At 71.3% G+C, this 22,464-nt stretch carries 25 protein-coding genes; 9 read left to right on the top strand and 16 right to left on the bottom strand.

The annotated features are described in order from the left end of the window. Positions 1-256 precede the first annotated feature (256 nt). From ACFV8T_RS06265 to ACFV8T_RS06285, 5 genes are all read left to right on the top strand, one after another. On the top strand, positions 257-1,348 hold the full coding sequence (locus ACFV8T_RS06265; protein ID WP_385325179.1) for a substrate-binding domain-containing protein: 1,092 nt from the start codon (positions 257-259) through the stop codon (positions 1,346-1,348). 206 nt (positions 1,349-1,554) lie between these two features. Beyond that, positions 1,555-2,883 (top strand): ABC transporter substrate-binding protein, encoded by a 1,329-nt coding sequence (locus ACFV8T_RS06270; RefSeq protein ID WP_385325181.1) that lies wholly within the window; start codon positions 1,555-1,557, stop codon positions 2,881-2,883. Further along, positions 2,883-3,776, top strand: coding sequence for a carbohydrate ABC transporter permease (locus tag ACFV8T_RS06275; RefSeq protein ID WP_385325183.1), 894 nt, complete (start codon positions 2,883-2,885; stop codon positions 3,774-3,776). Before ACFV8T_RS06270 ends, ACFV8T_RS06275 begins: the two co-directional genes overlap by 1 nt. Next, on the top strand, positions 3,773-4,627 hold the full coding sequence (locus tag ACFV8T_RS06280) for a carbohydrate ABC transporter permease (protein ID WP_266415381.1): 855 nt from the start codon (positions 3,773-3,775) through the stop codon (positions 4,625-4,627). The genes ACFV8T_RS06275 and ACFV8T_RS06280 overlap by 4 nt, the downstream gene beginning before the upstream one ends. Before the next feature lie 36 nt (positions 4,628-4,663). Further along, complete coding sequence (locus tag ACFV8T_RS06285) at positions 4,664-5,692, top strand: hydroxyacid dehydrogenase (protein WP_385325184.1); 1,029 nt, start codon at positions 4,664-4,666, stop codon at positions 5,690-5,692. A gap of 81 nt (positions 5,693-5,773) precedes the next feature. On the opposite strand, the gene groL is transcribed toward ACFV8T_RS06285, so the two are convergent. Both groL and groES read right to left on the bottom strand, forming a co-directional pair. Then, positions 5,774-7,399: a chaperonin GroEL gene (gene groL, locus ACFV8T_RS06290; protein ID WP_093540721.1), complete on the bottom strand. Its 1,626-nt coding sequence runs from the start codon at positions 7,397-7,399 to the stop codon at positions 5,774-5,776. Positions 7,400-7,497: 98 nt separating this feature from the next. After that, positions 7,498-7,806, bottom strand: coding sequence for a co-chaperone GroES (gene groES, locus ACFV8T_RS06295; protein WP_093540722.1), 309 nt, complete (start codon positions 7,804-7,806; stop codon positions 7,498-7,500). Positions 7,807-8,111: 305 nt separating this feature from the next. Between groES and ACFV8T_RS06300 the strand changes: the two genes are divergently transcribed. Continuing rightward, a complete protein-coding gene (locus ACFV8T_RS06300; RefSeq protein ID WP_385325186.1) occupies positions 8,112-8,588 on the top strand; it encodes a DUF6234 family protein in 477 nt (158 codons plus the stop codon). Positions 8,589-8,793: 205 nt separating this feature from the next. Here ACFV8T_RS06300 and ACFV8T_RS06305 read toward each other — a convergent pair whose 3' ends face one another. Then, the gene (locus ACFV8T_RS06305; RefSeq protein ID WP_385325187.1) at positions 8,794-9,786 is read right to left on the bottom strand and encodes a polysaccharide deacetylase family protein; all 993 of its coding nucleotides are present in this window, start codon (positions 9,784-9,786) and stop codon (positions 8,794-8,796) included. 136 nt (positions 9,787-9,922) lie between these two features. Here ACFV8T_RS06305 and ACFV8T_RS06310 point away from each other — a divergent pair, with 136 nt between their 5' ends. Then, complete coding sequence (locus tag ACFV8T_RS06310; protein ID WP_385325189.1) at positions 9,923-11,179, top strand: methyltransferase domain-containing protein; 1,257 nt, start codon at positions 9,923-9,925, stop codon at positions 11,177-11,179. Positions 11,180-11,194: 15 nt separating this feature from the next. Here ACFV8T_RS06310 and ACFV8T_RS06315 read toward each other — a convergent pair whose 3' ends face one another. The 6 genes from ACFV8T_RS06315 to ACFV8T_RS06340 form a co-directional block, all read right to left on the bottom strand. Then, complete coding sequence (locus ACFV8T_RS06315) at positions 11,195-11,560, bottom strand: hypothetical protein (protein ID WP_385325190.1); 366 nt, start codon at positions 11,558-11,560, stop codon at positions 11,195-11,197. 50 nt (positions 11,561-11,610) lie between these two features. Next, positions 11,611-12,276: a hypothetical protein gene (locus ACFV8T_RS06320; protein WP_385325191.1), complete on the bottom strand. Its 666-nt coding sequence runs from the start codon at positions 12,274-12,276 to the stop codon at positions 11,611-11,613. 31 nt (positions 12,277-12,307) lie between these two features. Continuing rightward, on the bottom strand, positions 12,308-12,772 hold the full coding sequence (locus tag ACFV8T_RS06325) for a VOC family protein (RefSeq protein WP_385325193.1): 465 nt from the start codon (positions 12,770-12,772) through the stop codon (positions 12,308-12,310). Between the two features lie 62 nt (positions 12,773-12,834). Further along, positions 12,835-14,109 carry an RNA polymerase sigma factor gene (locus ACFV8T_RS06330; RefSeq protein ID WP_385325195.1) on the bottom strand — a complete coding sequence of 425 codons (1,275 nt, stop codon included), beginning with the start codon at positions 14,107-14,109 and terminating at the stop codon, positions 12,835-12,837. Between the two features lie 41 nt (positions 14,110-14,150). Next, positions 14,151-14,516: a YciI family protein gene (locus tag ACFV8T_RS06335; protein ID WP_385325196.1), complete on the bottom strand. Its 366-nt coding sequence runs from the start codon at positions 14,514-14,516 to the stop codon at positions 14,151-14,153. A 42-nt stretch (positions 14,517-14,558) separates the two neighbouring features. Beyond that, positions 14,559-16,091 carry an MFS transporter gene (locus tag ACFV8T_RS06340; protein ID WP_385325197.1) on the bottom strand — a complete coding sequence of 511 codons (1,533 nt, stop codon included), beginning with the start codon at positions 16,089-16,091 and terminating at the stop codon, positions 14,559-14,561. A 185-nt stretch (positions 16,092-16,276) separates the two neighbouring features. Here ACFV8T_RS06340 and ACFV8T_RS06345 point away from each other — a divergent pair, with 185 nt between their 5' ends. Further along, entirely contained in the window at positions 16,277-16,978 is a 702-nt protein-coding gene (locus ACFV8T_RS06345; RefSeq protein WP_385325553.1) for a TetR/AcrR family transcriptional regulator, read from the top strand. 41 nt (positions 16,979-17,019) lie between these two features. Here the strand turns inward: ACFV8T_RS06345 and ACFV8T_RS06350 are convergent, their stop codons facing one another. The 4 genes from ACFV8T_RS06350 to tsaB are packed head-to-tail and all read right to left on the bottom strand — an operon-like array spanning position 17,020 to position 19,557. Continuing rightward, on the bottom strand, positions 17,020-17,298 hold the full coding sequence (locus ACFV8T_RS06350; protein ID WP_266415407.1) for a hypothetical protein: 279 nt from the start codon (positions 17,296-17,298) through the stop codon (positions 17,020-17,022). After that, positions 17,295-18,395, bottom strand: coding sequence for a tRNA (adenosine(37)-N6)-threonylcarbamoyltransferase complex transferase subunit TsaD (gene tsaD / locus ACFV8T_RS06355; RefSeq protein ID WP_385325199.1), 1,101 nt, complete (start codon positions 18,393-18,395; stop codon positions 17,295-17,297). Before tsaD ends, ACFV8T_RS06350 begins: the two co-directional genes overlap by 4 nt. Further along, positions 18,395-18,898, bottom strand: coding sequence for a ribosomal protein S18-alanine N-acetyltransferase (rimI, locus tag ACFV8T_RS06360; RefSeq protein ID WP_385325201.1), 504 nt, complete (start codon positions 18,896-18,898; stop codon positions 18,395-18,397). The genes tsaD and rimI overlap by 1 nt, the downstream gene beginning before the upstream one ends. Next, the gene (gene tsaB / locus ACFV8T_RS06365) at positions 18,895-19,557 is read right to left on the bottom strand and encodes a tRNA (adenosine(37)-N6)-threonylcarbamoyltransferase complex dimerization subunit type 1 TsaB (protein ID WP_385325202.1); all 663 of its coding nucleotides are present in this window, start codon (positions 19,555-19,557) and stop codon (positions 18,895-18,897) included. The genes rimI and tsaB overlap by 4 nt, the downstream gene beginning before the upstream one ends. Before the next feature lie 153 nt (positions 19,558-19,710). Between tsaB and ACFV8T_RS06370 the strand changes: the two genes are divergently transcribed. Further along, positions 19,711-20,271, top strand: a complete 561-nt coding sequence (locus tag ACFV8T_RS06370; RefSeq protein WP_385325204.1) for a L,D-transpeptidase — start codon at positions 19,711-19,713, stop codon at positions 20,269-20,271. A gap of 69 nt (positions 20,272-20,340) precedes the next feature. Here ACFV8T_RS06370 and ACFV8T_RS06375 read toward each other — a convergent pair whose 3' ends face one another. From ACFV8T_RS06375 to ACFV8T_RS06385, 3 genes are all read right to left on the bottom strand, one after another. Then, positions 20,341-20,529: a hypothetical protein gene (locus ACFV8T_RS06375; RefSeq protein ID WP_385325206.1), complete on the bottom strand. Its 189-nt coding sequence runs from the start codon at positions 20,527-20,529 to the stop codon at positions 20,341-20,343. Between the two features lie 130 nt (positions 20,530-20,659). Beyond that, positions 20,660-21,190 carry a tRNA (adenosine(37)-N6)-threonylcarbamoyltransferase complex ATPase subunit type 1 TsaE gene (gene tsaE, locus ACFV8T_RS06380; RefSeq protein ID WP_385325208.1) on the bottom strand — a complete coding sequence of 177 codons (531 nt, stop codon included), beginning with the start codon at positions 21,188-21,190 and terminating at the stop codon, positions 20,660-20,662. Further along, positions 21,159-22,415 carry an alpha/beta fold hydrolase gene (locus ACFV8T_RS06385; RefSeq protein ID WP_385325209.1) on the bottom strand — a complete coding sequence of 419 codons (1,257 nt, stop codon included), beginning with the start codon at positions 22,413-22,415 and terminating at the stop codon, positions 21,159-21,161. The genes tsaE and ACFV8T_RS06385 overlap by 32 nt, the downstream gene beginning before the upstream one ends. Positions 22,416-22,464 lie beyond the last annotated feature (49 nt).

Here is a 22,464-nt window from a genome sequence, read left to right on the forward strand (position 1 = left end):
CGCATCGCCGGAATCCTGGACTTGGATTGATCGAACGTCAATGGATTGCGTTTGAATGATCGAAACTCCCATCGTTCGATCACGTTGGTCTAGGGTCTTCTGTTTGGATCAGGCCGGCTCAGGGAGCGGAGCCGGAGCGTGCACACCAGGCCCCGCGAGCCCGGTCCGGTCCGAACGAAAGACCCTAGGGTCGGACAACGGCCCCGGCGCCGGACGGACCGGGGGCCGGGCCACACACTGCGAGGGGACTGCTGCCGTGCGCGAAAGTGCTGCTGAACGTCATGACCGCCTGCTCGGACTGGTACGGGAACGGGGTTCGGCCCGGGTCTCGGACCTGGCCTCGCAGCTCGGCGTCTCGCCCGTGACGGCCCGCCGCGACGTGGAGGAACTGGCAGGCCGCGGCCTCCTGGACCGGGTGCACGGATCGGTTTCCTGGCCGCAGGACGCCGCCCCGGGCACGGCCGCCGGACCCGGCTCCGCGGGCAGCGGCCTGGTCCTCGGCATGCTCGCGCCCTCGTCGACCTACTACTTCGCCGAGGTCATCCGCGGCGCCCACGAGGCCGCCGCCAGGGCCGGGGCCAGGCTCATCCTGCGGATCTCCGACTACCGGCCCCAGGAGGACCACGCCCGCACCGAGGGGCTGCTCTCCGCGGGCGCCGAAGGACTACTGGTCGCGCCCGGCTGGCAGGACCCGGGCGACCCCGCCGCGTTCGGCGACTGGATCGCCTCGCTGCCCGTGCCGACCGTGCTGCTGGAGCGCAGGCCCACCGCGGGCTCCCCGCTGGACGGCCTGGACCGGGTCTGCTCGGACCATGCGCACGGCGTGCTGCTGGCCGTGCGCCACCTGGTGGATCTCGGGCACGGGGCGCCGCTGCTGATGGCCCGCGCGGACTCCCCGACCGCCGTCGCGGTGCGGTCCGGGTACGCGGAGGCCCTGGCCGTGCTCGGGCTGCGCGCACCGCAGGACGTGATCGATTCCGTACCGGCCGAACTCGCCCCGGACGCCTTCGAACAGGCCGTGCGGGCGCTGCGCGAGGCGGTCCTCTCGGGGGTGGCGACGGCGGCGCTGATCCACAACGACGTGGACGCGATCCAGGTGGTGCAGCGGCTGGCCGAACTGGGCGTGCGGGTGCCGGAGGACCTGGCCCTGATCGCCTACGACGACGAGGTGGCGGCGCTCGCCGACACACCGCTCACGGCGGTGGCACCGCCCAAGCGCGAGGTGGGCCGGCACGCGACGGAACTGCTGGTGGAGCGGCTGGGCCAGAGCGCGGGCGCACCCCGGCGCCATCTGACGCTGCTGCCGCAGCTGAGGGTCAGGGACTCGTGCGGGGCGCGCCTCCTCTGAGGGCTGTCCCGCAGGCCCGGGGGCAGATCCCGGCGCAGGCGTTCCCGCAGCCCCCGCGCCCGGTTCCACAGCGTACGCCTTGCACTTCCGTACGTAACTTATCTGATCTTTTTTCGATCAATCGATCTTTCGCTCTTGACTTCGGTCACAACTGGTCCAAGGATCACGGCCAACGCCAATGTCGCCGCCAGTTCAGGAGCCTCGCTGTGAGCCGCAGTCCGAGCAGAACGTCCCTCGCCGTAGTCGGCACCGCCACCGCCCTCGCCCTCCTCACGGCCTGTGGCGGCAGCGGCGACGACGATGCCTCCGCCGGAAGCGACGGCAAGCCCGTCAGCATCACCTTCTGGGGCTGGGCCAAGGGGTCCAAGGAGGTCGTTGACGCGTTCAACGCCTCGCACAAGAACATCAAGGTGGTGTACGAGGAGATCCCGTCCGGCAACGCGGGCGGATACGCCAAGATCTCCAACGCGGTGAAGGCGGGCAACGCCCCCGACCTGGTCTCCATCGAGTACCCGCAGCTTCCGGAGTACGTCAGTCAGGGCGCGCTCCAGGACATCGGCCAGTACTTCACCGACGACATCAAGAAGAAGCTGCTGCCGCAGGCGGTCGAGCTGACGACGCTCGGCGGCAAGAACTGGGCCGTTCCGTTCGACGCCTCGCCGCAGTCCTTCTACTACCGCAAGGACCTGTTCGAGAAGTACGGCGTCGAGGTCCCCAAGACCTGGGACGAGTTCCGCAAGGCCGCCGAGAAGATCAAGAAGGCCGACAAGAAGGCCCGGATCGGCACCTTCTTCCCCGATGACCCGACCACGTTCCAGGCGATGGCCTGGCAGGCCGGCGCCCAGTGGTACAAGCCCGAGGGCGACACCTGGAAGGTCAGCACCGCCGACGCGGCCACCAACAAGGTCGCCGACTACTGGCAGGGTCTGCTCGACGACGACCTGATCCGCGCCAACGCCTCGTTCAGCCCCGAGTGGACCAACTCCCTCAAGAACGGCGGCACCGTCGGCTACCTCGGCGCGGCCTGGGGCGCGGGTGTCCTCAAGGGCACGCTGCCCGAGCAGAGCGGCAAGTGGGCCGTCGCCCCGATGCCCAGCTGGGACGGCAAGCCGGCCAGCGGCATGCTCGGCGGCTCCACGTTCGCGGTGACCAGGACCAGCAAGAAGGCCGAGGCCGCGGTCGAGTTCGCCACCTGGATGTCGACCACCGAGGCAGGCATCAAGGCCCGCATCGAGTCCGGTACGTCGAGCGCCTTCCCGGCCGCGGCGGCGCTGCGCCCGGTGGCCAAGAAGTCCTTCGACGCCGACTTCTACGGCGGCGAGGACATCTACCAGGTGTTCGAGGGCGCCGCGACGTCGATCGGCCCGAACTGGAACTGGGGCCCGACGACCGGCACGACGAACACCACCATGAAGGACCAGTTCGGCAAGGTCGCGAGCGGTGGCACCACCATCAAGGACGCCGTGAAGGCCGGGCACGACGCCACGGTCGCCGAGCTGAAGAAGCGCGGTCTGAAGGTCGAGGACGCAGGCTGATGAAGCGCGCCCGGACGACCAGAGCCGCCGCCATCCTGCTGGGGCCCTTCTTCGTACTGTTCACCGTGGTCATGGTGCTGCCGATCGGCTACGCGGTCTGGCTCAGCCTGTTCACCGAGAAGCAGTCCGGACTGGGCTTCGGCGGCACCGAGACCGTCTTCAGCGGACTCGACAACTACACGGCGGCCCTGGGCGACCGGGCGTTCCGCGAGGGCTTCGGCGTACTCCTCGGATACTGCCTGTTCTACATTCCGCTGCTGCTCATCGGGGCCCTCGCCCTCGCCCTGCTGCTGGACTCCACGCTGGCCCGCGCCCGCCGGTTCTTCCAGCTCGCGCTCTTCCTGCCGCACGCCGTGCCCGGCATCATCGCCGCGCTGATCTGGGTGTACCTCTACACCCCGCAGCTCAGCCCGGTGGTCAGCGCCATGGAGTCCGGCGGAATCGGCTTCGACTTCTTCTCCCCCGAGGGCGCCCTTCCCTCCATCGTCAACATCGCCCTGTGGGAGTGGCTCGGCTACAACATGGTGATCTTCTACGCCGCGTTGCAGGCCATCGACCGCTCCGTGCTCGAAGCGGCCACGGTCGACGGGGCCGGTGCCTGGCGCACCGCGCTCAGCATCAAGGTCCCGCTGATCCGCTCCTCCCTCGTGATGGTCGCGCTGTTCACGGTCATCGGTTCGCTCCAGCTGTTCACCGAGCCGCTGATCCTCAACAAGGGGACCGGCTCCGCCGTCTCCTCCACCTGGACGCCGAACATGTACGCGTACACCGCGGCCTTCGAGCGCAACGACTACGGTCTCGCCGCGGCCGCCTCCATCCTGCTGGCGCTCACGGCCGCGCTGCTGTCCTTCGTCGTCACCCGCTTCACCGGCCGGAAGGGCAAGAAAGCATGAACTCCCCCGCCTCCCGCGGCCGCTGGATGTCGAAGACCGCCGTCAACGGCTTCCTTCTGCTCGCCGTCGTCTACATGCTCTTCCCCCTCGTCTGGCTGGTCACCGCCGCCACGAAGGACACCGGCGGCCTGCTCGCGGGCAACGCGTTCTCCTTCGAGGGCTTCAACCTCGGTGAGAACCTGTCGAACCTGGCCTCCTACGGCGACGGCATCTACTTCCGCTGGTACCTCAACAGCCTCATGTACGCGGGCGGCGGGGCGATCGTCTGCTCGCTGATCTGCGTCGCCGCGGGATACGCCTTCGACAAGTACGAATTCCGGGGCAAGGAGAAGCTGTTCGGCCTCGTGCTGATGGGTGTGCTCGTGCCCACCACGGCGCTGGCCCTGCCGATGTATCTCCTGGCCTCCAAGACCGGCCTGGTCAACACCTACTGGTCCGTGCTGATCCCGGTGCTGGTCAACCCGTTCGGCGTGTATCTCGCCCGGGTGTTCAGCACCGGCTACATACCGAACGAGGCCCTGGAGGCCGCCCGTATCGACGGGGCCGGCGAGCTGCGCGTCTTCTGGTCGATCGGACTGCGCATGGTCATGCCGGGCTTCGTGACGGTCTTCCTCTTCCAGTTCACAGCGATCTGGAACAACTTCTTCCTCCCCCTCGTGATGCTCTCGGACCGCAAGCTCTTCCCGCTGAGCCTCGGGCTGTACTCCTGGAACACCAACACCCACGGCGAGCCGAGCTTCTATCCGCTCGTCGTCACCGGCTCCCTCCTCGCCGTCATCCCCCTGATCGTCGCCTTCGTCTCGCTGCAGCGGCACTGGAAGGCCGGACTGACCGCCGGCAGCGTCAAGTGACTCTCACCGCGAGCCCTGAGGAGTACGAGTTCCACCATGCCCCACGCCACTGACAACCGGCCGACGGCCCTGCTCGCGATGGGGCCCGGCATCGCCGACCGCCTTCTCGCCGACCGACACCGCACCCGGCTGGCCGCCCTCACCCGTACCGACCCGGACTTCGTCGCCCACGACCTGGCCGACCCGACGCCCGAGGTGGCCGCCGCGCTCGCCGAGGCCGAGGTGCTGTTCACCTGCTGGGGAGCGACACCGCTCACCGCCGGGGTACTGGCGTCCGCGCCCCGGCTGCGGGCCGTCGTGCACGCCGCGGGTTCCGTGAAGCACCACATCACCGACGCCTGCTGGGAACGCGGCATCGCCGTCACATCGGCAGCCGGCGCCAACGCCCTGCCGGTCGCCGAATTCACCCTCGCCACGATCCTGTTCGCCGGCAAGCGGGTCCTGCACACCGCGCACCGCTACCGCGATCTGCGCGCCGGCCACGACTGGCTCGCGGAGCTCGACGGGGCCGGCAACTACCGCCGTACGGTCGGCATCGTCGGCGCCTCCCGGATCGGCCGGCGCGTGATCGAGCTGCTGCGCCCCTTCGACCTGGATGTGCTGCTGTACGACCCGTACGTGGACGGCGCGGAGGCGGCGCGGCTCGGGGTACGGCTCACCTCGCTCGACGAGCTCTGCGCGAGCAGCTCCGTCGTCTCGGTGCACGCGCCCCAGCTCCCGGAGACGCACCATCTGATCGGTGCGGCGCAACTGTCCGCCATGGCGACCGGGACGACGCTGATCAACACGGCGCGGGGTTCGCTGGTCGACGAGGAGGCGCTGCTGCCCGAGCTGACGGCCGGCCGGCTGCAAGCGGTGCTGGATGTGACGGACCCCGAACTCCCGCCTGCGCACTCGCCGTTGTACACCCTGCCCAATGTGCTGCTCACCCCGCACGTGGCGGGTTCGCTGGGCGACGAGCTGCACCGGATGGCCGACCAGGCGCTGGACGAGATGGAGCGCTTCGCGGCCGGTCTGCCCTTCGCGGACCCCGTGCACTCCGGAAGTCTGAGCCACTCGGCCTGAAACGCCCGAAGGCCCCCTGTCCCACCGCCGAGCGGTGGGACAGGGGGCCTTCTGCGGCTGTGCGCCCTGAGCGGTCAGGCGTCAGTGCGAGTGACCGTGACCGCCGTGGGCGGCCTCGGCCTCTTCCTCGGCCGGCTTCTCGACGACCAGGGTCTCGGTCGTGAGCAGCAGCGACGCGATGGACGCGGCGTTCTCCAGCGCGGAGCGGGTGACCTTGACCGGGTCGATGACGCCGGCCTTCACCAGGTCGCCGTACTCGCCGGTCGCGGCGTTGAAGCCCTGGCCCTTGTCGAGCTCGGAGACCTTCGAGGTGATGACGTAGCCCTCGAGGCCGGCGTTCTCGGCGATCCAGCGCAGCGGCTCGACGGCGGCGCGGCGCACGACCGCGACACCGGTGGCCTCGTCGCCGGTCTTGTCGAGGTTGCCCTCCAGGACCTTGACGGCGTGGACCAGAGCGGAGCCACCACCGGAGACGATGCCCTCCTCGACCGCGGCGCGGGTCGCGGAGATGGCGTCCTCCAGACGGTGCTTCTTCTCCTTGAGCTCCACCTCGGTGGCGGCACCGACACGGATCACGCACACGCCGCCGGCCAGCTTCGCGAGGCGCTCCTGGAGCTTCTCACGGTCCCAGTCGGAGTCCGTGGCGTCGATCTCGGCCTTGATCTGGTTGACCCGGCCCTTGACGTCGCCGGGCTCGCCGCCGCCGTCCACGATCGTCGTGTCGTCCTTGGAGACGGTGACGCGGCGGGCGGTGCCCAGCACGTCCAGACCGGCCTGGTCGAGCTTGAGGCCGACCTCCTCGGCGATGACGGTCGCACCGGTGAGGGTGGCGATGTCGCCGAGCATGGCCTTGCGGCGGTCGCCGAAGCCCGGGGCCTTCACCGCGACGGCGTTGAAGGTGCCACGGATCTTGTTGACGACGAGGGTCGACAGCGCCTCGCCCTCGACGTCCTCGGCGATGATCAGCAGCGGCTTGGAGCCACCGGCCTGGATGACCTTCTCCAGCAGCGGGAGCAGCTCCTGGATCGAGCCGATCTTGCCCTGGTGGATCAGGATGTACGGGTCGTCGAGGACGGCCTCCATACGCTCCTGGTCGGTCACCATGTACGGGGACAGGTAGCCCTTGTCGAAGGCCATGCCCTCGGTGAAGTCGAGGTCCAGACCGAAGGTGTTGGACTCCTCGACGGTGATGACGCCGTCCTTGCCGACCTTGTCCATCGCGTCCGCGATGAGCTCGCCGACCTGCGGGTCCTGCGCGGAGAGCGCGGCCACGGCGGCGATGTCGGTCTTGTCGTCGATCGGGCGGGCGGTCGCGAGGAGCTCCTCGGACACGGCCTTGACCGCGGCGTCGATGCCCTTCTTGAGGGCGGCCGGGGAGGCACCGGCGGCGACGTTGCGCAGACCCTCGCGGACGAGCGCCTGGGCGAGCACGGTGGCGGTGGTCGTACCGTCACCCGCGACGTCGTTGGTCTTGGTCGCCACCTCCTTCACCAGCTGGGCACCGAGGTTCTCGTACGGGTCGTCGAGCTCGACCTCGCGCGCGATGGTGACACCGTCGTTGGTGATGGTGGGAGCGCCGAACTTCTTGTCGATGACGACGTTGCGGCCCTTGGGGCCGATCGTCACCTTGACCGTGTCGGCAAGCTTGTTGACGCCGCGCTCAAGGGCGCGACGGGCGTCCTCGTCGAACTTCAGGATCTTCGCCATGGGAGCTGAGCTTTCCTCTCGAACGAACTGCGCCCCCGACCACCCGGCTGGTTATTCGCGGGGGCCAGGGGCGCAGAACAGAAGCAAACGTGGGTGAATTACTTCTCGATGATCGCGAGCACGTCGCGAGCCGAGAGGACGAGGTACTCCTCGCCGTTGTACTTCACCTCGGTGCCGCCGTACTTGCTGTACAGCACGACGTCGCCGGTCTTGACGTCGAGCGGAAGGCGCTCGCCGTTCTCGAAGCGGCCCGGTCCCACGGCCAGGACGACGCCCTCCTGGGGCTTCTCCTTGGCGGTGTCCGGAATGACCAGGCCGGAGGCCGTGGTCTGCTCGGCGTCGAGCGGCTGGACCACAATGCGGTCCTCGAGCGGCTTGATCGCAACCTTGGTGCTGGCGGTCGACACGATCCGGTCTCCCCCTTCGGAGATCTCACGGGGTAACAGTCTTGGGGTGGCGACCAGGTCGATCCGTCGTCGCGGGTGCCGGACCTGCCAGTCGCACAGTACTGCTGGCACTCTCCAGTGGTGAGTGCCAGCACCGAGACTATGACCGGGATTAGCACTCGGTCAAGCGGAGTGCCAATTCGAGCGATCGTGGCGTCGCCGCCGCGGCGCCGGACACGACGATCGGGGCACGGTCCGGACAACAGTCCGGACGACATGGGGACAACGTCCGGACGGACCGGACCGTTCCGTACGACCGTGTGGACATGACCCGCCCCGTCTCCGCACCCGCGGCCGGACCCGGGCTCCGGACGGCGCCGTACGAGTCGCGTGCCGTGAACGGCTGCCTCGATGTGGTGCTCGGGCTGCTGCTCGTTCTCCTGGAGGGGCCGATCTGCGCGGTCGCCGCCGTCCAACCGGCCTTTTCGCGAACGGACCTCGACGGCCCGGAGACGACGGGCCCGCCGCCGATGGACTGGACACCCGTCCTCGTCCTCGGCGGGATCGCCGCGGTGGTCGGCCTGTTCGCCGTCGTGCTGATCCGCGCGAACCGGCCCTGGGCGGGGGCGATCCAGCTGCTGGCGGCGCTGCTGCTGTGCGTGGTTGCGGTGCTGGTCGGGCACGCGGACTACGGCCGCTCGCACCCGGCGCCCGCGCCCGCCCCCTCGGACGATCCCGGCCGCGCCGGCCACCAGTGCCTCAGCGGCGGCGACAACCGCGAGTGCCTGGACTCCGGCGGCTGACGGCACGAGATCACGACCATCGACCCCGGCTCGCCGTGATCACCGCGCGCCGTCGGGCCCGCCACGGGCGTCCGCGGCGGGTGGTGCACCCGCTGCGCGGCCTTGCGGCCCAGCCGTTCGATCGGGTCCACCGACTGTGCGCAGCCGGTGGTGATGAGGAGCGCACCGGCTGCCAGCAGTCCGGCCAGCAGCCGGCGCGCCTTGCTCATACGTAGTCCTCCAGCCGGGCCACGGCGTAGCCCCGGTCCGTGACGGTCTTCATGACCGCCCGGACCAGGTCGGCCATACTGCCGTCCCATTCCGCACGGCCGCGGAAGTGCGTGAGGACGATGTCGCCCGGGTGCAGGTCCTGGTCCTCCTCGCGCCACTCCATGTGGTCCGGGAACGCCTCGGCGTTCCAGAGGGGCACGGCCTCGATCCCGCAGGACTTCGCGATGCGGAGCGTGTCCCCGTTGTAGTTGCCGTACGGCGGGCGGAAGAGCCTGGGCCGCTTCCCGAACTGCTTCTCGATGATGTCCTGCTCGTCGCAGATCTCGCGCTTCTGCTCGGCGTACGAGAGGCCCGGCAGATAGGGATGGTTGAGCGTGTGGTTGTTGAGGGTGACGCCCAGCCGCTGCGCCTCGCCGAAGTACCCGTAGTTGTCGCTCACCTCGTAGTCGCTGAGGAACGCGCTGTACGGGATGTCCAGCTCGTCCATCATCTGCAACAGCTCGGGGTCCTTCTCGGAACCGTCGTCCATCGTCAGGAAGACGACGCGGTCCTTGGTCGGGACGGTGGTGAAGACCGGCGGCAGCGAGTCGTCGCCACCCTTCACCTCGAAGCCCTCGCGGGTGGTGATGCGCGGCTTCACGGCGGGCGGCCGCGGTGCGATCAGCGGCGGCCTGTCCAGCCCCCACTTCTTGGCGAGCCTCGCCCGCACGGCCGGGCCGAGCTTCGCGTTCTCATGGGCGTCACCGGGTACGCGGGCCAGGCCGGCGCCCGGTCCGGAGCCGCCCGGGTGTCCGGCGGCGGGGTTCGTGCCCGCCTCCGGGCCCGGGTTCCCGGCAGCGGGCCACTCCCGGTGCTCGGCCCCACCGCCCGCCTGCCCGCCGGACCCGGAGGCACAGCCGGAGCCGACCGCGGCGACCAGGAGCGCAGCCAGGACGGCACAGGCGGGCCGGTGCCCGCCGGGGCCACGTCTCCGTTCGGGATGAGGCATACCCGATCCACGCCACTTCGTGGTCATTTTTCCCTTTTGCCGTACAAGCTGCATGGCGTCGCATCCTGCCAGCACGTGATCGGCCTCCCGGCCCGACACCGCCACCGGGCCCGCCGGTCTACCCGGCTGGCTCACAATGGGGCGGGTGAACGCTCTCGCCCCGAACGACCCGTCCGCCGCCGACGACCGGTCCGACGCCCCCGACCCGCTCGCCGCCTTCCTGGCCCTGCGCACCCCCGAGGGCGCCGCGCTCCTGGAGGAGCTGCGGTCGTACGACCCCGCCCAGGAACTCGCCACCGCCACCCGGCTGCGCCGCAGCCACCCGGCCGCCCTGGTGTCCGCGGCGCTGGGACAGGCGCGGCTGCGGCAGCGGGCGGTGGCGAAGTTCGGCGCCGAGGACGCGTACCGGATGTTCTTCACGCCGAACGGCGTCGAGCAGGCGACCCGCACCTCGGTGGCCACCCATCGCGCGCGGCGGTTCGCGGAGGCGGGCGGGGTGCGCGGCGTCGCCGACCTCTGCTGCGGGATCGGCGGCGACGCCATCGCGCTCGCACGGGCGGGCATCTCCGTGCTCGCCGTGGACCGCGACCCGCTGACCGCCGAGGTGGCCCGCGCCAACGCCGCCGCGCTGGGCCTGGACGGTCTGATCGAGGTGCGGTGCGCCGATGTCGCCGACATCGACACCTCGCCCTACGACGCGGTCTTCGTCGACCCGGCCCGGCGCGGCGGCAGGGGCAGGATCTTCGACCCCGAGGCGTACTCGCCGCCGCTCTCCTGGGCGACCGGCGCCGCGCTCGCGGCCCCCCGCGCCGCGCTGAAGATCGCTCCGGGCATCCCGCACGAGGCGATCCCGGCGCAGGCGGAGGCGGAGTGGATCTCGGACGGCGGCGACGTGAAGGAGGCGGTGCTCTGGTTCGGCGAGGGCTTCGCGGCCGGTTCGTACCGCGCCACCGTGCTCCCGGCCGGGGCCACGCTGTGGTCCGGGGCCCCGCTGCCCGCCCCGCCCGTCGGCCCGGTCGGCCGCTATCTGTACGAGCCGGACGGCGCCGTCATCCGCGCCCATCTGGTCGCCGACATCGTCGCGCGGTGCGAGGGCCGGCTGGTCGACGAGACCATCGCGTACGTCACGAGCGACCGGCGGTACGAGTCCCCGTACACCTCCGGGTACGAGATCACCGACCGGCTGCCGTTCAACATGAAGAAGCTGAAGGCGCTGCTGCGGGAGCGGAAGGTGGGCGTCCTGACCGTCAAGAAGCGCGGTTCGGCGGTCGAACCGGAGGAGTTGCGCCGCCGGATGAAGCTCCAGGGGCCGAACTCCGCGACGGTCTTCCTGACCCGGGTGGCCGGAGCACCGACGATGCTGATCGGCCACCCGCTGACCGGCCCGGCCTGACCTGGCCGACGGCCGTCAGGCGAGGTCGGTCAGGTCGTCCGCGTACACCTGCGAGAGGGGCTGAGGGCCCACGTACTGCTGGCAGTTGCACTGCCCGGACTCGAAGCGGACCGGCTTCTTGGTCTCGTCCCAGGCCGTCGGCACCTCGATCCGCTCATGGCACTTGCCCTGCTTGTCGTGCTTGGCGAGATGGTGCGTGCAGCCGCAGACCGGCTCCGGCGGCCTGTTCGCCGCGTCGAGGGCCAGCCGCTCCCGCTTGGACGCCTCAAGCAGTTCCAGCTTGCGGTCGTGCCGATTGCGCAGCGCCGTACGGACGTTGTCGACGGCCCATCCGAAGCCGCCCGTCCAGAAGATGATGAGCACCCACCAGTACCACTCCATGTCGCCCTCCCCCTGCGTGACCCATGTATCGGGTCAGGATAGGTCCGGGGTCAGCGGTGGGCGCCGCCTCCGACGGAGAACAGCGGTTCCGGGGCGCGCGCCCCGGCCAGTACGCGCAGCACCCAGCGCCGGTGGGCGAACGCCTTGACGAGGCCGATCAGTCCGACGATCCAGCCGGTCAGCCCGAGCCCCATGACCAGGACGGCCAGGCCGTAGGCGTTTCCGTCCAGCACGCCACTGGCCGGGACGGCGAAGCAGGTGTACAGCCCGGCCGCGCAGAGCGCGAAGGACATCAGCAGCCAGGCGAGGGAGGCGCCCGGCATCCGCAGTGCCGCGTCGCGTACCGGATCGCGGTCCAAGCCGCCCCAGGCGTCGAGCAGCCGGCGGATCCTGCGGTCGCGGCGCAGGCCCATGACGACGAGGACGACCGCGGGCACCACGCAGCCGACGCCCATGGCGGCGAGGACCACACCGATCGCGGCGCTGATGACGTCGTACGACTCCTCGAAGGTGATCAGCGCCGTGCCCAGCAGCAGCCAGCCGAGCGCGCAGAGCGCTCCCCAGAGCCACAGCATCGCCAGCCGGCCCGGTGAGACATGCGCCTTCACCAACGAGCCGAGGACCGCGGCCCGGTCGGTCAGCAGGGCCTCCCGGTCGGGCCAGGAACGTATCTCCACGGGCGGTGGCGGTGGCGGCAGTTGTGAGCGGCGGGACATGGAACAGACCCTACCGACCGCGCGGGCCGGCTCATGCGTTGCGCAGCGCCTCCAGGTCCAGCTTGCGCATGCCCATCATCGCCTTCATGGCCCGCGCGGCCCTGGCCGGGTCCGGGTCGGACAGCGCCTCGTCGAACCCGTGGGGAACGAGCTGCCAGGACAGGCCGTACCTGTCCTTGAGCCAGCCGCACTGCCCCTCCTCACCGTCCTTGGTGAACTCGTCCCACAGGGTGTCCACCTCCTCCTGCGAGGCGCAGTCCACCGACAGCGAGATCGCCTCGGTGAAGGGGAACTGCGGGCCGCCGTTGAGCGCGGTGTACTCCTGGCCGGCCAGCCGGAACTGGACGGTCATGACCGATCCCGTCCTGCCCGGCGCGGCCTCGGGGTAGTACGTCGTCCTCAGCACCTTCGAGTCGCCGCCGAAGACGGACACGTAGTACTTCGCGGCTTCCTCGGCCTGGGTGTCGAACCACAGGAAGGTCGTGATCTTCTGCATGGTCTGCTCCTGTCGGGTGGCGCGGAAGGCTGTGCAGGGTAGACCTGTCCGGCGGCCGGAACTCATCGGCCGTCGCGGTCCGGATGCCCGGCGCGGTCCAGGAGCATCGCCCGTTCCCGTTCGTTGCGGGTCAGCCCGGCCGCCCGTACGAACTCCGCCCGCGCCTCGTCCGTGCGCCCCGTCCTGGCCAGCAGGTCCCCGCGGACGCTGGGCAGCAGGTGGTAGTCCTTGAGCGCCGGGTCGTCCGCCAGCGCGTCGACCAGGGCGAGGCCGGCTTCCGGGCCCCGCGCCATCGAGACCGCCACGGCCCGGTTCAGTTGGACGACCGGGGACGGCGTGATCGCGGCGAGGCGGTCGTAGAGGGCGGAGATGGTGGTCCAGTCGGTGTCCTCGTACGTCACCGCCCGCGCGTGGCACGCGGCAACAGCGGCCTGCACGGTGTACGGGCCGAGCCCGGCGCCCTCCTCGGTCGCCGCCACGGCCCGCTCCAGGGCGGCGATTCCGCGCCGGATCAGCAGGCGGTCCCAGCGGGCCCGGTTCTGGTCGGCGAGCAGCACCGGCGCACCGTCCGGCCCGGTCCTGGCGGCGGTGCGCGAGGCCTGGAGCTCCAGCAGTGCGGCCAGTCCGTGGACCTCGGGCTCCTGCTCCATCAGGCCGGCGAGCACCCGGGCCAGCCGCAGCGCGTCCTCGCAGAGCGCCGGGCGCAGCCAGTCGTCGCCCGCGGTCGCCGCGTACCCCTCGTTGAAGATCAGGTAGATCACTTCGAGCACGGAACCGAGGCGGGCGGCGCGCTCCGGTCCGTCGGGCACCTCGAAGGGGATGCCCTCGCGGCCCAGGGTCCGTTTCGCCCGGACGATGCGCTGGGCGACGGTCGGTTCGGGGGCCAGGAACGCGCGGGCGATCTCGTCGGTGGTGAGGCCGCCGAGCAGCCGCAGGGTGAGCGCGATCCGGGCCCCGGTGGAGAGCACCGGATGGCAGGCGGTGAAGATCAGCCGGAGCAGATCGTCGTCGATGTCGTCCGCCTCGGCCGGCTCGGGCGGCGGCACGTCCTCCAGGGCCCGCCCCACCTCGGCCAGCTTGCGCGCGTACGTCTCCTTGCGGCGTACGAGGTCGATCGCGCGGTGTCTGGCGGTGGCCATGAGCCAGGCGCCCGGCCGGTCCGGGACACCTGACTCCGGCCACTGTTCCAGTGCGGCCACCAGGGCGTCCTGCGCGAGTTCCTCGGCGATGCCCACGTCCCGCACGATGCGGGTGACACCTGCGATGATCCGCGCGGACTCGATCCTGAAGACCGCTTCGACCGCCGCCGCCGTCGTGCTTGCTGCCGTCACGGTCACTCATCACAGCAGCCGTGCCGGGTCGCGGCAAGCGGGGCCGGTCAGGCTCCCAAGGTGGCCTCGTCGATCTGGCGGACCTCGGAGGTCACGGTCCAGTTCTCCGGGTGGGACTGCAGGAACCGCCTGGTCCATTCCAGGGCCTCCTCCTTGTCCTTGACCTGGAGGATGGCGTAGCCGCCGACGACCTCCTTGGTCTCGGTGAAGGGCCCGTCGGTCTGGCTGAGCTTCCCGCCGGACCAGGTGACCCTGGTCCCCTGGGAGGTCGGGGTGAGCCCGGCCGTCTCCAGCATGACGCCGGCCTTGGTGATCTCCTCGAACAGGGCGCCCATGCGCTTCTCGAACTCGGGGTCCGGGGCGTCGAAGGGGTTCTGCTCGTCGATGCGGATCAGCGACATGAAGCGCGGCATGGTGACTCCTAGGTCTGACGGGCGGGGGCTTTCCCCCGCCTCTCACCCCTGCGTCGAACGGGACCCGGCCGGATCGACAGTTCCCCGGAGATTCTTCTGAGAATTTTCCGGCCCGGCCACCGGAGCGGCCTCCGGGACGGTCTCCGGAGCCCCCGCCGCAGCCGTCCGCCCACGTCCCGGGAGCAGCACCAGGGCCACCAGCGCCGCGACCGCGAGCAGCCCGGCGCAGACCCAGAACGCCGCCGAGTACCCGGCCGCCAGGTCGGCCGGACGGCCCCCGTCACCGGTGACCCGGGCGGCGACGGTGACCAGGACGGCGAGCCCCAGCGAGCCGCCCACCTGACGGGCGCTGTTCAGCAGCCCGGAGGCCATGCCCGTCTCGTCGGGCGCCACATCGGTCGTGGCCGCCGTACCGAGCGGTACGAAGCACATCCCGATGCCGATGCTGCAGACCAGGGACGGGCCGAGGATCGAGTAGAGGAAGCCGCCGTCGGCCCGCGCCGTCGCCGCGAATCCGGCCAGGCCGAGCGCGGCCAGGAAGCCGCCGAGTGCCAGCAGCCGTCCGGTGCCGAGCGACGCGACCGTACGGGTGGCGACGATCGAACCGGCGACGACGCCCGCCGAGAACGGCAGGAAGGCGATACCGGCGGCGGTCGGCCCGTAGTCGAGCACCTGCTGCATGTAGAGCGAGACGAAGTAGAACGCGGCGAACTGCCCGGAGCTCAGCAGCAGGCAGAAGAGATTCGCGGTCAGGACCGGCCGCCCCGTCAGCAGACCGGGACGGAGCAGCGGGGTGCGGGTCCGCAGCTCGACGACGACGAAGGCGATCAGCAGCAGTACGGCGGCGCCGAGCGTGCCCAGCGTCCGGGCCGACCCCCATGCGTCGGTCGATGTGCGTACGAGTCCGAGGACCAGCAGCGTCGTGCCCGCGGTGGCCAGCAGCGCTCCCGCCACGTCGAGCCGGGCACCGGTCCGGGCCGCGCCGCCCCGCAGTCCACTGCGCAAGGCCCCCACCAGCGCGAACCCCACGATCGGCACATTCACCAGCATCACCGCGCGCCAGCCCGCCGCATCGGTGAGCACCCCGCCCGCGAGCACGCCGACCGCGCCGCCCGCCGCGCCCGCCATGCCCCACAGCCCCAGGGCGCGGGAGCGGGCGGGCCCGGCCGGGAAGGCCAGGGCGATCAGGGCGAAGGCGACCGGGGCGAGCGCGGCGGCACCGATCCCCTGCACCGCCCGCGCGGCGATCAGCCCGCCGGGCGACCAGGCGAGCCCGCCGGCCAGGCTCGCCGCGCCGAACAGCACCAGGCCCGCCGTCAGGATCACGCGGCTGCCGAGCAGATCGGCGAGCCGCCCGCCGAGCATCAGCAGGCCGCCGAAGGCCAGCGCGTAGGCGTTCACCACCCACAGCAGCCCCTGGGGCGTGAAGCCGAGATCACTGCGCATGTCCGGCAGCGCGACGTTCACCACCGACATGTCCAACGCCACCATGAATTGCACGGTGAGAGCCACCACCAGCAGCCAACGTGTGTGCCGTGACTGTTCGTCCACGACGTTCCCTTCCCTCGCGGTCATCCGGTCGAGCTATTACTATACGCGTATAGAAATTAATGGCGAGGGGGCCCGGGACGGCGCGGGAACAGCGGAACGGGGACAATGCCGGGGTGTCAGGGACAGAGAAGAAGCAGGTGCCGACGGAGAAACAGGTGCCACCGAAGAAGCGGGCACCGGCAGAGAAGCAGGCGCCCGCGAAGAAACAGGTGCCGGCGGAGAAGCGGGCACCGGCGAGGAAACAGGCCCCGGCGAAACGATCCGTCGGACGGCCGCGCCGGCTCGATCCGGACGCGATGGTCGCCACCGCGCGCCGCATCATCGAGGAAGAGGGCGTGGACGCCCTGAGCATGCGGCGGGTGGCGAAGGAGCTCGGCTCCACTCCGATGGCGCTCTACCACTACGTGCAGGACAAGGACGAGCTGCTGATGCTCACCCTGTCGGGCACCGCCGCCGCCTTCCCGCGCCCCGAGCTGCCCGAGGACCCGCGCGAGCGGCTGCTCGCCGTGGCCGTGCACATGCACGACATCCTGGGCCGGCTCCCGTGGGTGCTGGACATCCTGGCGCTGGGCGAAGTAACCGACCGGAACGCGCTCTGGATGGTCGAGGAGATCATCGACTCGGCGCTCGCCTGCGGCCTCTCCCCCGCCCAGGCGGTACGCGCGTACCGGACGATCTGGAGTTACGTCTACGGCGACCTGATCTTCCGCCGGGCGGCCGAACGCCGCGCGCAGAACCCGCCGGGCAGGCGCTACTTCCCCGAGATGGTGACCGAGGAGGACGCGGCGACGCTGCCCCGGCTCGCCGCGATCAAGGACGAGTGGCGCGCGTACGCCGCCGACTACGAGGCGGCGGACGAACTCGACGCGATCATCCGGGGGCTGATCGACCGGGGAACCGCCACCGGCTGAGGGACCGGCCGACCGGGGAGCCCGCCCCGGCCGAGGGCCGGTCAGCCGGCGTCGGGTCCGGCGTCCCCCAGGGACTCGAAGCGCCAGCGGTGCACCGGGCGGGTGATCAACTCGGCGTCCGGTTCGGGGAGTTCGGGCAGCTCGTCGCCGTACGCGCCCGCCCACCAGGTGATGACCAGGACCCGGTCCTGCGGGGCGCGCAGCAGCTCGCGGCGGAGCGGCTCGCGGGCCAGCTCGGCCGAACGGGCCCGCGCCCACTCCAGGAGTTCGGCGCCCCGGCCGGCCACGGCACGGGCCTCCCACATGAGGGCTACGGTCATGAGTAGAGGTTGTCCTTGCTGATCTCGTGGACGTGGTCGTGATCGTGCGCATGGGCGCCGGGCACATGGGGGTCGGTCACCGGCAGCGAGGAGTCCGCCGACAGCTCCAGGTCCGAGGCCGGGCGGCCCCGGGCGACCATCTCCGCGCCCAGCGCCGCGACCATCGCGCCGTTGTCCGTGCACAGCCCGGGGCGCGGCACCCGCAGCCGGATGCCGGCCCGCTCGCACCGCTCCTCGGCCAGTGCCCGCAGCCGCGAGTTGGCCGCGACTCCGCCGCCGATCATCAGGTGGTCGACGCCCTCGTCCTTGCAGGCCCGGACGGCCTTGCGGGTGAGCACGTCCACCACGGCCTCCTGGAAGGACGCCGCCACGTCCCGTACCGGCACCTCCTCGCCCGCCGCGCGCTTGGCCTCGATCCAGCGGGCCACCGAGGTCTTCAGGCCGGAGAAGGAGAAGTCGTAGACGGGGTCGCGCGAGCCGGTCAGACCGCGCGGGAACGCGATCGCCTTCGGGTCGCCCTCCTTCGCCAGCCGGTCGATGACCGGGCCACCGGGGAAGCCGAGGTTCAGCACCCGGGCGATCTTGTCGAAGGCCTCGCCCGCCGCGTCGTCGATGGTGGCGCCCAGCGGCCGTACGTCATTGGTGATGTCCGGCGCGAGCAGCAGCGAGGAGTGCCCGCCGCTGACCAGCAGCGCCATCGTCGGCTCGGGCAGCGGGCCGTGCTCCAGCTGGTCCACGCAGATGTGCGAGGCGAGGTGGTTCACCCCGTAGAGCGGCTTGTTCAGCGCGTACGCGTACGCCTTCGCCGCCGAGACGCCGACGAGCAGCGCGCCCGCGAGCCCGGGGCCCGCGGTGACGGAGATGCCGTCGAGGTCGCGGGCGCTGATCCCGGCCTCCTTCAGGGCGCGCTCGATGGTGGGGACCATCGCCTCCAGATGCGCGCGGGAGGCGATCTCCGGGACGACGCCGCCGAAGCGGGCGTGCGTGTCGACGCTGGACGCGACGGCGTCGGCGAGCAGCGTCGTACCCCGGACGATGCCGACGCCGGTCTCGTCGCAGGAGGTCTCGATGCCGAGTACGAGCGGTTCGTCAGCCATCAGTCAGTCTCTGTTTCTTGTACGTGTTCTTGTACGTGGAGGCGCATGACGAGTGCGTCGATGTTGCCCGGCTGGTAGTAGCCGCGGCGGAAGCCGATCGGCTCGAAGCCGAAGCGTTCGTAGAGCTTCTGGGCCCGGGTGTTGTCGACGCGGACTTCGAGGAGCACCTCGGCGCACTCGAAGGCCGTGGCGTGCTTCAGCAGGTCGGTGAGGAGTTCGGAGCCGAGGCCGCCGCCCCAGTGGTCGCGGGTGACCCCGATCGTCTGCACGTCGGCGAGGTCACCGGCCGCGGCGAGGCCCGCGTAGCCGACGATCCGGCCGGTGACGGGGTCCTCGGCGACGACATAGCGGCGGGTGGCCCGCGGGCCGCGGGAGTGCGCCAGCTCGGACCAGAACATGCCGGCCGACCAGGCGTCGTCCGGGAACAGCTCGCCTTCGAGCTCCAGCACCGGGTCGATGTCCCACCAGCGCATCTCGCGCAGAACGGCAGTCGTGGTCGTCACTTCGGAGTGACCACCTTGTAGTTCTTCGGCACCTGGGCGTCGGGCCTGCGGAGGTAGAGCGGCTGCGGCGGCAGCAGCTCCGCGCCCGCGGCGAGCCGCTCGGCGGCGAGGGCGGCCAGCGCTCCGGCGCTGACGTGCTCGGGCTCCCGGGCGTCCGGGAACGCCTCGGGGTAGAGCACCGCGCCCGCGCCGACGACGGGGAGTCCGGCGAGCTGTCCGGCGATGTCGGCGGGCCGGTCGACGGCGGGCTCGGTGACCCGGGTGCGCGGGTCGTCGTACCGCGCCCAGTAGACCTCCTTGCGGCGGGCGTCCGTCGCGACGGCGAACGGGCCCTCAAGACCGGCCCGGCCCGCGGCGTACGCGAGACCGTCCAGGGTGCACAGCCCGTGCACGGGTACGGAGAGGGCGGAGCCGAAGGTCGCGGCGGTGACCAGGCCGACCCGGAGCCCGGTGTACGGTCCGGGGCCCACGCCGACGACCACGTCCGTCACGGCGTCGAGTCTCACACCGGCCTCGGCGAGGACCCGGTCGACAGCGGGCAGCAGCAGCTCCCCGTGCCTTCGGGCGTCGACCTGTCCGGACTCGGCGACGACGGAGGTCCCGTCATGAAGGGCGACGGTGACGGCGGGGGTTGCGGTATCCACGGCGAGCAAGAGCACGCAAACAGCCTACGGCTCCGCCGAGGGAGGCACGGCGCCCCGTACGGCGTCCCGGTGCGACCGGTCCCGGCTGCTACCGTCAGCGTGTTCACGCGGGTACGACGTAAACGCTAAACGCTTGTACGACATACGGAAGCGAAAGGGGCGCGCACGGTGTCTAGGGGCAGCTCGGGAATCGTGGCCGGGCTCACTGCGGCGGCGCTCGTCGCGGTCGGCGTCCTGGCCTTCCAGGCATCGGCGAACGCCCCCGACAACCTCGCTGCCCCCAAACCGAAGGCTTCCGCCACCGCCACCGAGCACGCGAAGCCGAAGGAGAAGTCGCGCCCGGCCGCGCTCCCCAAGGGCTCCGGCACCGGGACGCGGGTCGTGTACGCCCTGGCCGACCGCCGGGTGTGGCTCGTCGACGGGGACGGGAAGGTGACCCGGACCTTCGAGGTCATGCCGAGCGCGCTGAATCCGCTCCCCGGCACCTACCGGGTGAACACCCCGCGCTCGGGAGCCCCTTCCAAGGGCTCGGACGGCGTGATGATCGAGCACGTGGTGCGGTTCGCGATGGTGGACGACGTGGCCGTGGGCTTCAGCGCGGCGGTCGACGGCTCGATGGAGAGCCCGGACCCGACGCTGAAGACGGGTGGCGTGCGGATGTCCCGGGCCGACGGGGACGCGATGTGGGACTTCGCGCTGGTGGGCACGAAGGTGGTCGTCGTCCGCTAGGACGCCCCCGGCCGGCGTTTCGGCCCGGCCGTCGTTTCGTCCGGCTCTTGTTTCGCCCCGCCCGGCTTTTCAGCCCGCCCGGCGTTCGAGGTCCGGCTCGGAACGGGGCGCGGGTGCGGCCGGAGCTCCGTCGCCGGTTCCGTCGTCCTCGTCCGCGGACGGCGGCGGGGTGGAGACCGCCGTGGCCGCGGCACAGGCCGCCAGCAGGTCCTTCATCGATGGCGGCGGCGGCACTTCACGTTCTGCGGACGTCGTCATGGATGCCTCCTGAGGCTCCGGTGGAAGGCGTGGTTAGGCAGACCTAACCAGCTCTCGTCATCCATGTGACCACGCCCGCACCGCCCGGCGCAACAATTTGCCGACAGCCTGTCGGAATCCGGCCCCGCGCTCAGATCTCGCGCAGTCCCGCCCAGCGCGCGCCGATCCCCACCAGCGTCACCTCGCGCCGCTCGTCGTCCGTGTCGCCGACCGCGCGGTCGATCACCACCTGCAGCCGGTCGTCGGACAGCTCCTCGACCTTGCCGTCGCCCCACTCCACGACCACCACCGAGTCCGGCAGCGACACGTCGAGGTCCAGGTCCTCCATCTCGTCGAGCCCGCCGCCCAGGCGGTACGCGTCGACGTGGACCAGGGCCGGACCGCCGGTCAGCGACGGGTGGACGCGGGCGATCACGAAGGTGGGGGACGTGACCGCGCCACGCACGCCGAGGCCCTCGCCGAGGCCCCGGGTCAGCGTCGTCTTCCCGGCGCCGAGTTCGCCGGTGAGCATCACGAGGTCGCCGGGCCGCAGGACCGCGGCGATCCGGCGGCCGAGCGCCTGCATCTGTTCGGGGGATTCGACGGCCAGGCCCAGGGTGACGGCGCCCGGCGCGGCGCCCTCGGTGGCCTCAGTCGCCAGGCTGTTGTGCGGTGCTTCCATGTCCGCCAACGTTAGCCGCTGACGGCACGGCTCCGATGCGTACCAGCAGGTCCGCCAGCCGGTCCGTGACCGTCTCCGGGTGCTCCAGCATCACCAGGTGGCCGGCGTCCGGGACGATGACCAGCTCCGCGTCCGGGAGCTGGTCCGCGATGGTCTCGCTGTGCGAGCTGGGCGTCACCAGGTCCTTGTCGCCCGCCAGGATCAGCACCGGGACGTCGAGGAAGGCGGGCAGCGCGCCGCTCTTGTCGTGTTCGGTGAAGGCCGGATAGAACTCGGCGACCACATCGATCGGGGTGGACTCGATGAGCCGCTCGGCGAACCGCTCGACCGCCGGATCGACGTCCCGCGAACCGAACGAGTACCGCTTGATCAGCCCGGCGAAGAGATCGGCGGTCGCCCGGCGGCCCCGTTCCACCAGCTCCGCCTGGGAGCCGAGCGCCCGGAGCACCCCGGGCAGCACCCGCCGCACCGCGTTCACGCCCGCGATCGGCAGCCCGAAGTTGACCTCGCCGAGCTTCCCGCTCGATGTGCCGACGAAGGCGACGGCGGCGACCCGGTCCCGGATCAGCCGGGGGTACCGGTCGGCGAGCGCCATCATCGTCATGCCGCCCATCGAGTGCCCCACGAGCACCAGCCGCCCCTCGGGGGCAGCCGCTTCGATCACGGCCATCAGATCGCGGCCGAGCTGGTCGATGCCGACCGGGACGCCCTCTGCCTGGTCCCGGCCCCGCTCGGAACGGCCGTGGCTGCGCTGGTCCCAGTGGACGGTGCGGACCAGACCGCGCAGCGCCGCCCGCTGGAAGTGCCAGGAGTCCTGGCTGAGGCAGTAGCCATGGCTGAAGACCACGGTGACGGGCGCGGGGTCCTTGCGGCCGAAGAGCCGACGGCGGCGCGTGCCGGAGCCGGCGGCGGCGCCCCCGCTGCCCGCGGAGCCGCCCGTGCCGCCGTCCGGTTCGACCTCGTCGACCTCGTAGTACAGCTCGGTGCCGTCGTCGGCGGTGGCCCGGCCCGGCAGCCCGCGCAGCGAGCCGTACGGCCCGGTGGCGTCCAGGGCCAGCCTGGCCCTTCTGCGCATGCCCCGGCCGACCGTGAGCCGCTCGACCGCGACACCGGCGGCCGCGCCCGCCGCGATCACACCTATGGCGGCTCCCGCGATACCCGCCCGGCGCCAGCCGACCGCCGTAGCGGCCGTCGTCACCGCGTCCCCCGCGCTGATCTCGCTCACCGTGCCGCGCTCCTCGTCGGTCGTATCCGTCAGGTCAGGGCCGGTCTGT

The sequence above is a fragment of the Streptomyces sp. NPDC059832 genome (assembly GCF_042731715.1).
Classification (GTDB): domain Bacteria; phylum Actinomycetota; class Actinomycetes; order Streptomycetales; family Streptomycetaceae; genus Streptomyces.

Bases quoted from the DNA above. Each gene is read 5' to 3' on its own strand.
- ACFV8T_RS06300 (WP_385325186.1), top strand. From the start codon at position 8,112: ATGACCCGCCCCGTCTCCGCACCCGCGGCCGGACCCGGGCTCCGGACG.
- ACFV8T_RS06310 (WP_385325189.1), top strand. From the start codon at position 9,923: ATGGGGCGGGTGAACGCTCTCGCCCCGAACGACCCGTCCGCCGCCGAC.
- groL (WP_093540721.1), bottom strand. From the start codon at position 7,399: ATGGCGAAGATCCTGAAGTTCGACGAGGACGCCCGTCGCGCCCTTGAG.
- ACFV8T_RS06275 (WP_385325183.1), top strand. From the start codon at position 2,883: ATGAAGCGCGCCCGGACGACCAGAGCCGCCGCCATCCTGCTGGGGCCC.
- ACFV8T_RS06315 (WP_385325190.1), bottom strand. From the start codon at position 11,560: ATGGAGTGGTACTGGTGGGTGCTCATCATCTTCTGGACGGGCGGCTTC.
- ACFV8T_RS06340 (WP_385325197.1), bottom strand. From the start codon at position 16,091: ATGACCGCGAGGGAAGGGAACGTCGTGGACGAACAGTCACGGCACACA.
- ACFV8T_RS06320 (WP_385325191.1), bottom strand. From the start codon at position 12,276: ATGTCCCGCCGCTCACAACTGCCGCCACCGCCACCGCCCGTGGAGATA.
- ACFV8T_RS06325 (WP_385325193.1), bottom strand. From the start codon at position 12,772: ATGCAGAAGATCACGACCTTCCTGTGGTTCGACACCCAGGCCGAGGAA.
- tsaE (WP_385325208.1), bottom strand. From the start codon at position 21,190: ATGGAAGCACCGCACAACAGCCTGGCGACTGAGGCCACCGAGGGCGCC.
- ACFV8T_RS06285 (WP_385325184.1), top strand. From the start codon at position 4,664: ATGCCCCACGCCACTGACAACCGGCCGACGGCCCTGCTCGCGATGGGG.
- ACFV8T_RS06375 (WP_385325206.1), bottom strand. From the start codon at position 20,529: ATGACGACGTCCGCAGAACGTGAAGTGCCGCCGCCGCCATCGATGAAG.
- ACFV8T_RS06335 (WP_385325196.1), bottom strand. From the start codon at position 14,516: ATGCCGCGCTTCATGTCGCTGATCCGCATCGACGAGCAGAACCCCTTC.
- ACFV8T_RS06280 (WP_266415381.1), top strand. From the start codon at position 3,773: ATGAACTCCCCCGCCTCCCGCGGCCGCTGGATGTCGAAGACCGCCGTC.
- ACFV8T_RS06305 (WP_385325187.1), bottom strand. From the start codon at position 9,786: ATGCCTCATCCCGAACGGAGACGTGGCCCCGGCGGGCACCGGCCCGCC.
- tsaD (WP_385325199.1), bottom strand. From the start codon at position 18,395: ATGGCTGACGAACCGCTCGTACTCGGCATCGAGACCTCCTGCGACGAG.
- ACFV8T_RS06350 (WP_266415407.1), bottom strand. From the start codon at position 17,298: ATGACCGTAGCCCTCATGTGGGAGGCCCGTGCCGTGGCCGGCCGGGGC.